Genomic DNA, 7,790 nt, shown 5'->3' with positions numbered 1-7,790 from the left:
CAACAAGGTACCGACAGGGACCCCCGTGGTACCCGGCCCCGGCCAACAGCCACCCGACCCATTCGACCCACCCGGAACATGCGGCCTCCCGACAGGACACCGCACCCCCGGCGACACACTCACCGACAGCGACCCACCAGCCGACGGCCTCACCGACCCCGACGCACTCGGCGACGGCACCGCCGTCACCGACCCAGAAACACTCGGCGTCGGACGCGCGACGCTCGCCCCCTGCTGGTCAGCGTCCCCGCTCGCAGTGAACGCGAGGCTCAGCGCCACGACTCCGGAAACCACCGCCAGGCCGGCAACGGACAGCGCGACAAGGGTCCTGACCCGCCGTACGACCATGCGTGTCCCCTCTTTGGCCCGGTCGCGCCGGTCAGGTCCGGTCCCGAGCGTCTCGGTGACCAATCGTGCCCGACGGTGGGCTCGAGCGCTGACGGGAATCCGGCCATCCAATTGCTGCGAGTGGTGCCGGTCTCCGGCCGAATGCGTGATCGCCCAGGGGGATCGGCGATCGGTATCATGGCCAGGCGGTCTGCCCGAGACACCTTTGTGTCCAGGAAACCTGTGCGCGGGGCTGGAGCCGGTTGCAGACAACAGACAGCATTGCCGAGGCGCTGGCATACGCGAGGAGGCCCACGATCGCCACCAGCAAGGGCTTGCAGGTCCGGGTCGGCGACCGACTCGGCATCGTTCCGCGGGCCGATCGGCAGCCACGGGCGACGTGCCGCGACCAGTGGGTCGGCTGATGCGCGTCCTGTATTCGTTCCCGACCCGCCTCGGGGCATCGGGCATCGGCACGACGGCCTGGCACCAGGTGGCGGGCCTTGCCGAGCATGGCGCGGAGGTGACGGTCGTGTGTGCCACCAACGAACGCGCTCTGCCGCCCGGGGTCCGGGTCCTGGAGACACTGCGCCTTGCCGGTGTGAAGATCCCGTTCCGGGTGCTCGGCTTCATGCGAGCGGTCACGCTGCACGACCGCCGGACCGCGGCCATCCTGCGCCGGATGCGACAGGAGATCGACGTCGTCCATTGCTGGCCGATCCGTTCCGAGCAGACGCTCGCAGCCGCGCGCCGGTTCGGGATCCGAACTGTGCTGGAGCGTCCGAACGCGCACACGGCGTTCGCCTTCGACGCCGTGGAGCAGGTCTGCCGGGAACTCGGCATAGCGGTCGACCCTTCGAGCCCGCACGCTCGCCGAGCCGAGAAACTGGCGTACGAGGAACGCGAGTACAAGCTGGCGGACCGGCTGCTGTGCCCCTCCGACTTCGTGGCGGACACCTTCCGCGACGCCGGCGTGGCCCCGAGCCGGCTCCTGCGGCACCGGTACGGGTTTGACCTGGCGCGCTACGGCCCAGCGGGCCGGGTCGACGTGGACCGTCCCTTCACCGTCGGATTCGTCGGGCGCGGCGAGCCACGCAAGGGCCTGCACCACGCGCTGCGGGCATGGTTGCGCTCCGGCGCGGCCGAAGCGGGCGGACGATTCCTGATCGCGGGCGCGATAGAGCCGGGTTACCGGGCCGTGCTCGCGCCGCTCCTCGCCCACGAGAGCGTCGAAGAGCGCGGCCACGTCGCCGACCCGGCCAGCTTGATGCGCTCCTGCGACGTCCTGGTCCTTCCGTCGGTCGAGGAGGGCAGTGCTCTGGTGACGTATGAGGCGCGCGCCTGTGGATGCGTCCTCGTCGTATCGGACCGAACCGGGGCTGTGTGTGAAGACGAGGTCGACGGCCTCGTGCACCCCGCGGGCGACATCGAGACGCTCACCGCTCACCTGCGCTCACTCGCTGAGGACCGCGAGCGCCTTGAGCGACTTCGCGCCGCCAGCCTCAGGGGCGCACCCGACCTGACCTGGTCCGCCGCAGGTCGAGTCCTTCTGAACGCCTACTCGAAGGCGTTGAACGGCTAGTGCTCTGACCACAAACGTTGGCCGGGTTGGCCGGGGTTGGGGAAAGTGTCGTAGGGGTGGTGTTGGCTTCGGTTCGTGCCTCGCCGTCGGGATCCCGCCGCCCCGCGGGTCGTGCACCGCACCGCGCGCGTCGCGTTGCGGGTGACGGCTGGGCAGCGGCGGCGGTGTTTCGGGTTGCTGCGCTCGGCCGGTGATGTGTGGGCGTGTGTGTTGGAGGTCAACGCCTGGCGGCGCCGCCGCCGGGACGTATCCCTGTCCGGTTATCAGCAGTTGTGCCGGGAGCTGTCCGCGTCCGGGCCGGGCACGTTCGCCGAACTGGACTCCACGGGTGCCAGGTCGGTGTTGCGCCGGTTCTCCGATGCGTGGTTCGCCGCGGCGAAACGCCGCAGCGCCGGTGACGTGTTGGTGCGGTTCCCGCGTCGTCGGCGGGGGTTGGTGCCGGTGCGCTGGTATCACGGCACATTCACCCTCGACGGCCGCCAAGTGCGGATCCCCACCGCGAAAGGCACCCCGCAGCTGTGGGTGCGGCTGGCGCGCGACGTGCCGTATCCGGTCGAGCAGGTCCGGTCGATCACCCTGCTGTGTGAAGGCGGCCGGCTGTTCCTCGACGTGACCGCCGAGGTGCCGGTGACGGTCTATCCGCCCGGTGAGCAACCGGATCCTGGCAGGGTGGCCGGGGTGGACCTGGGGATCATCCACCCCTACGCCGTGGCCGGCCCCGACGGCGAGGGGTTGCTGGTGTCCGGGCGGGCGATCCGCGCCGAACACCGCATGCACCTGGCCGACACCAAGGCCCGGCGCCGTGCCGTATCGCGTCGGGCACCCCGGCCAGGGCAGAAGGGGTCGCGACGGTGGCGGCAGTACCGGCGTCGGACACGGCTGGTGGAGGGCCGGCACCGGCGCAGGATCCGTCAGGCCCAACACGAAGCCGCGCGCAGCGTCGTGTCCTGGGCGGTCCGGCAACGGATGGGTGTCCTGCACGTCGGTGACCCTCGCGGGGTGCTGGACCTGCCTGCGGGGCGGCGGCACAACCTGCGGCTACGGCAGTGGCAGATCGGCCGGCTCCTGCAGGTCCTCACCGACAAGGCCACCCTCGCCGGGATCACCGTCCGGCTGGTCGACGAACGAGGCACCTCCTCCACCTGCCCCGCCTGCCACCGCCGGGTACCGAAACCCCGCGGCAGGACCCTGTCCTGCCCGCACTGCGCATTCTCCGGCCACCGCGACCTCGTCGCGGCGGCCAGCATCGCCACCCGTGCCCCGGGCGGCGGATCCACCACCCCGGCAGCCGTTGTGCTGCCGGAGGTGGTCACGCACCGTCGAGCCGGCCGGCACCTGCCCGGTGCTGGCCGGTCCCGGCGTGACCCCCGCCGCCCACCCTGGGTGGCGCGAGGATCAGTTGGCCCGCGGAGGCCCGCCCCACCACCCGGTAGGGAGTCGCTCGCCCAAAAGGCGAGGATCCACAACACCCACCGCAAACCCGGTGAACGTTAGTGGACACCGCACTAGCTTGTGCCGCCGTCCCTGATGGCAGATCGATTCGCCGTCGGCGCGGAGCACCTCGGGTCCCGGAGTGCCGGGCACCCGGCGCCGCCCGGCTTGCTGCCTACTGGGGCCCGTAAACCTCGTCTTCAATGGTCTCCCGCGTGGCCCGCTTCGCCGCGTCCCACGGGGTTGACCGGATGCTGGCGGCGACGGTGGCGGGGAAGGGCCGGCCCGGCTGGACGGCCTCGCTCAGCGCATCGGCCAGACCACGGGCCGTCGGTGACGCCCAGCGCACGTACGGGTTGTCCATGCTCGTCTTCGCGTACTGGGACTCGGACACGACCGGAATGACGCCGCACGCCAACATCTCGTCGGGCACCAGCGACAGGTTGGTCAGCGAGATCGCAATCCCGCCGGCGCACCGGTTGTACAGCTCGCTCAGCTTCGCAGGGCTGATGACGCCGTGGTTTGTCGCCGGAAACGGCATGGTGACGGTGGGGTCGCCGAAAATGTGGATCTGTTGCTCCGGGTGACGGCGGTGGAACTCCCGCAGCGCGAGCACGCCGAGCATGAAGCCGCGGCGGGCACTGTCCCGCTTGGCGTAGAACACCACTCCGGTCCGCGGGGCGGGGTTGGTCAGCCGGTAGATGTCCGTATCACAGCCGAACTCGGCCACCCGCGCCTCGACTCCGAAGCGGTCTCGAAGAAGGTCCGCGAGCATCGGACCGACCGTGATGGATCGGAAGCCGAATCGATAGGTGTCCTCGGCCAGAACGTAGTGGGCGCCCGCCGGGTAGAACCATGGCTCGAAGTCCTGGATGAAGTAGAGCCGCCGGGTGGGCGGAGTGGGATGTGAGGCCAGCACGTGCGCCGTCTCCCACCCCGACGCGACGTACGCGTCCAGCGGGGCGAGGCCCGAAGCGACCGCTCGTACCTCGGCCCGCATGCCCGGCCAGTTCTCCCGGATCACCCGCTCGTGCCGGACAAGTTCACCGGAGTAGACATCGTGGATGTAGAGCACACATGTGTGACCGGCCGCCTCCATCCCCTCCACCATGCGGAACAGGGTGGTGTGCCCTCCGGAGCCTCGGCCGGGGGGCGTGCAGATCCAGCCGACCGTGAGCGGCGTGCCGGGGGCCGGGCGCTGTTGCGGGCTCGCGAGGTTCAGCCCTCGGGAGTCGGTGAGGTGGTCGAGATCCAGCAGGCCGTCCAGGTCCGACGCGCCGAGCCGCTGATAGGCCACCCGCGCCGCCCGCTGAGCGAGTCCGCGCAGCCCGGAGCGGCGCAGCACTCGCCAGACCTCGCGTTGGCGGGCCGAGGTGAGACGGACAGTCATATGCTCAGGATCCCCAACCGACGGGCCAGCCGAAGCGACCGATCAAAGACGAACAGACCAGCGACAAAGCTGACGAGGCACAGACCGGCCAGGATCGCGATCGACCAGCCCGGCGAGAGGCCGCCGGGCGGGGGATCGGTCATGAGGAGCTGGCGCTCGGCGCTGATGACGTACGAGTGCGGCACCAGGTAGCTGAGCCACCGGATCCAGACCGGCAGGACGTCGATCGGGAACAGAGCTCCGCCCAGCACCGCGGCGGCCAGGCTGTAGAGCGCGACCACGGGCTCGCCACGCTTGAAGAGCAGGATGAAGCTCGCGGCGAACGAGCCGAGTGCGTTGCACGCCACGATGCCCAGGAAGAGCACCAGCAGGGCCGCCGGTACGGCGGTCAGCTTGATCGGTGCGCCGAGCAGGCAGCCCGTCGCGACCATGACACAGGCCAGGACCGCACCTGTGAAGCTGCGCCAGATGTTCATCGCCACCGGAATCAGCGCCCACGGCACGGGTTCCACCAGGTACGTCTCGAGAGTTCCGCGCTCCATGGCGAAGTTGAGTCGGCTGGTGAGGCCGACCAGGGCGTCCTGAAGCCCGGCGATCACGGCCGTTCCGATGAGCATCATCATGAACAGCTGGTTGCTTATCTCCAGGAAGGTGCTCTGGAAGTAGTAGAGCAGGACCGGGAAGACCACCGACAGGTACCGCAGGATGGTCGACGCGGGGAACATCCGCTCCTCGACAAGGTCGATGCGGATGTAACCCTCCAGGGTGTCCAGCACCTTGCGGCCTCGGCTACGGTTTCGTGCCGTGACCGGGTATGCCAGGCTCATCGCGCATCTCCTCGCTGGTAAACCTGAGCTATCAAGTCGCGCAACGGCATCGGAATCTCCCGCACGTGCCGGATTGAGTTGGCCAGCGGCCCAAGTTGCGCCAGCACCGCGCCGACCCGGTCAGATCCCGTTGGGCGGCATCGGACAGTCACGCCGTCCACGTCGACCGGAATGCCTTGTGCGAGCAGGCCGTCCGCGATCAGGTGGGCGGTCGGGGAGTCGTCGAGCACGAGCTCCAGTTCCGGGCGTTCCCACTCGCGGCGCAGGCTGTCGAGGTCGCCGGAGTATCTCATTCTGCCACTGTCGAGCAGCAGCGCCTTTGACCGCAGCGCTTCGATCTCTTCGAGCCGGTGCGACGAGATCAACACGGCCAGCCGCTCCTGTTTGACCAGGTCCATGATCAGGGTGAGCAACCCGTGCGCGGCGATGGGATCCACCGCGCCGGTCGGCTCGTCGAGAATCAGCGCTCGGGGACCCGGCAGCAACGCGCGGGCGAGCCGGAGCCGCGCCCGCATGCCGGCGGAGAGGCCGGCCACCACAGAGTCGGTCTGGGCCGTGAGGTTGACGATTTCCAGCACGTACGGGATTCGCTCGGCGAGTTCGTTCCTCGGCATGCCCTGCAGGCGCCCATGCAACTGCAGGTTCTCCCGGGAGGTAGCCCGCATGAGCAGGCTGCGGTCCTCGGACGGCATCCACCCGATCACCTGGCGGACCTGTTCCGAATGCCGGCCGACGTCAAACCCCAGGACGGTACCCTGTCCGCCGGTGGCGGTGGTCAGGCCGACGATGATCCGGAACATGGTGGTCTTGCCTGCGCCGTTGGGACCCACGATCGCGCAGATCTCGCCGGCGCGGACCACCAGGTCGACGCCGTCCAGGGCCTTGACGGGCTTCTGCAGGTGGGAGCGGGCGAAGAGCCGCATCCAGGGCGGAGTCGGCTCGTACAGCTTGGTGAGTCCCGACAGGACAATGACGTCGTCGCTGTCGTCCGGCGCCCCGTGGTGTGCCGTGGTCATCAGCATGCCCCCGCCCCTACCTCGATACCCGTCCGCCGCCACCGCCGCCACCGCAGATGGCCGACGGCCCGATCGCGCAGCGCCAGCACGTGAGCCGGCACGAGTGGTCCTTTCCCTCGTCGCGCCCGCGCCACCAGGGTTTCGTACGAACGCCGGAGTCCGAAGGTGCGCGACTCCGGGCAGATCTGTTCTGCGAAGGCGACCAGGCGGGCCAGGACCTCGGCCTCCATCTCAGTCGGGCGGTCGCCCTGGTAGTAGGCCTGCAGGGCGATGAAGAGCGCCTCACGCGCCACCCCGCGGCGGGCGGCGGACCGCAGCCGCGCGACGTCGGCCAGCCGATCACCGTCCTCGTCGAACAGCACACCGAACGCAAGGTTGCGCTCGGTCAGATCGCGCAGGGCTCCCGGGTAGAGCTCCTTGTGCATGTTCTCGCCGTGCTGGCGGTAGTAGGCCAGATCCACCCCGTTGACTCGCCCGATCGAGCCCCGGGTGGCGGTGCGCAGCCACATCAGGAAGTCGGCGGCGTGCGGCAGCCGGGCGTCGTAACCGACGAGATCCTGGAGTGTCTTGGTGCGCATCACCGCCTCAGGCGTGTAGATCGGATTGCTGACGTGCCTGCACAGCAGGCCGAGCCACTCCTGGCCGGACCAGATCGACCAGGAGCGCGGGGAGACGCGGGCGGCCGGCGGCTCGTTGGAGAAGGACCGCGTGAAACCGTAGACGAGGCCGACCTCCGGATGTGCCTGCATCAGCGCGGTGGCATTGGCCAGCCCGCGTGGGGCGAGCATGTCGTCAGCGGAGAGCAACAACGCGTACTCGCCGGTGGCGCACGCCAGACCCTCGTTGTACGTGGCGATGTGGCGCTGGTTGACCTCGTGCACGACGATCCGTACCCGGCCGTCTTCGGCGGCGATCCGTCTGGCGATATCGGCGCTGTCGTCGGGCGACGCATCATCGATGATCAGGACATCGACGTCGACGTCCTCCTGCTCAAGGACGCTACGCACGCAGGTTTGCAGGAAATGCCCGTACTTGTAGCAAGGGATGACCACCGAAACGGTCGGCCGGGACCGCAGCGGCTGCGGTGCGGATTTGATCATTCGTTGTCAGCCAATCCAGCTCGGGCGAGCGCCTTCGGGCGCGAGCAGATACTAGCCTTTTGGAATGCACACCACGTCCTCCCAATAGGTGTGTTCGGACGACGACGATGGGAAGCG

General features: G+C 69.3%; 6 protein-coding genes. 2 read left to right on the top strand and 4 right to left on the bottom strand.

Annotated elements, in window-relative coordinates; genetic code table 11:
- Nucleotides 1–751: 751 nt before the first annotated feature.
- Both SLP03_RS10335 and SLP03_RS10330 read left to right on the top strand, forming a co-directional pair.
- On the top strand, nt 752–1,909 hold the full coding sequence (locus tag SLP03_RS10335) for a glycosyltransferase family 4 protein (RefSeq protein ID WP_319460326.1): 1,158 nt from the start codon (nt 752–754) through the stop codon (nt 1,907–1,909).
- Between the two features lie 75 nt (nt 1,910–1,984).
- Complete coding sequence (locus SLP03_RS10330; protein WP_319460325.1) at nt 1,985–3,403, top strand: transposase; 1,419 nt, start codon at nt 1,985–1,987, stop codon at nt 3,401–3,403.
- A 112-nt stretch (nt 3,404–3,515) separates the two neighbouring features.
- Here SLP03_RS10330 and SLP03_RS10325 read toward each other — a convergent pair whose 3' ends face one another.
- Genes SLP03_RS10325 through SLP03_RS10310 form a run of 4 tightly spaced genes read right to left on the bottom strand, consistent with a single transcriptional unit; the run spans nt 3,516 to nt 7,673 of the window.
- A complete protein-coding gene (locus SLP03_RS10325) occupies nt 3,516–4,730 on the bottom strand; it encodes a hypothetical protein (protein WP_319460324.1) in 1,215 nt (404 codons plus the stop codon).
- Nucleotides 4,727–5,557 (bottom strand): ABC transporter permease, encoded by an 831-nt coding sequence (locus tag SLP03_RS10320; protein ID WP_319460323.1) that lies wholly within the window; start codon nt 5,555–5,557, stop codon nt 4,727–4,729. Before SLP03_RS10320 ends, SLP03_RS10325 begins: the two co-directional genes overlap by 4 nt.
- Complete coding sequence (locus SLP03_RS10315) at nt 5,554–6,579, bottom strand: ABC transporter ATP-binding protein (RefSeq protein ID WP_319460322.1); 1,026 nt, start codon at nt 6,577–6,579, stop codon at nt 5,554–5,556. The genes SLP03_RS10320 and SLP03_RS10315 overlap by 4 nt, the downstream gene beginning before the upstream one ends.
- Nucleotides 6,573–7,673 (bottom strand): glycosyltransferase, encoded by a 1,101-nt coding sequence (locus tag SLP03_RS10310; RefSeq protein WP_319460321.1) that lies wholly within the window; start codon nt 7,671–7,673, stop codon nt 6,573–6,575. Before SLP03_RS10310 ends, SLP03_RS10315 begins: the two co-directional genes overlap by 7 nt.
- Nucleotides 7,674–7,790 lie beyond the last annotated feature (117 nt).

This window comes from Micromonospora sp. RTP1Z1 (assembly GCF_033804685.1).
GTDB lineage: Bacteria > Actinomycetota > Actinomycetes > Mycobacteriales > Micromonosporaceae > Micromonospora.
Note: the sequence above shows the minus strand (reverse complement) of the source record. Positions and strands in the feature narration are given on the sequence as shown.

Coding starts and splice junctions, on each gene's coding strand:
- SLP03_RS10335 (WP_319460326.1), top strand. CDS start 752: ATGCGCGTCCTGTATTCGTTCCCGACCCGCCTCGGGGCATCGGGCATC.
- SLP03_RS10310 (WP_319460321.1), bottom strand. CDS start 7,673: ATGATCAAATCCGCACCGCAGCCGCTGCGGTCCCGGCCGACCGTTTCG.
- SLP03_RS10325 (WP_319460324.1), bottom strand. CDS start 4,730: ATGACTGTCCGTCTCACCTCGGCCCGCCAACGCGAGGTCTGGCGAGTG.
- SLP03_RS10320 (WP_319460323.1), bottom strand. CDS start 5,557: ATGAGCCTGGCATACCCGGTCACGGCACGAAACCGTAGCCGAGGCCGC.
- SLP03_RS10315 (WP_319460322.1), bottom strand. CDS start 6,579: ATGCTGATGACCACGGCACACCACGGGGCGCCGGACGACAGCGACGAC.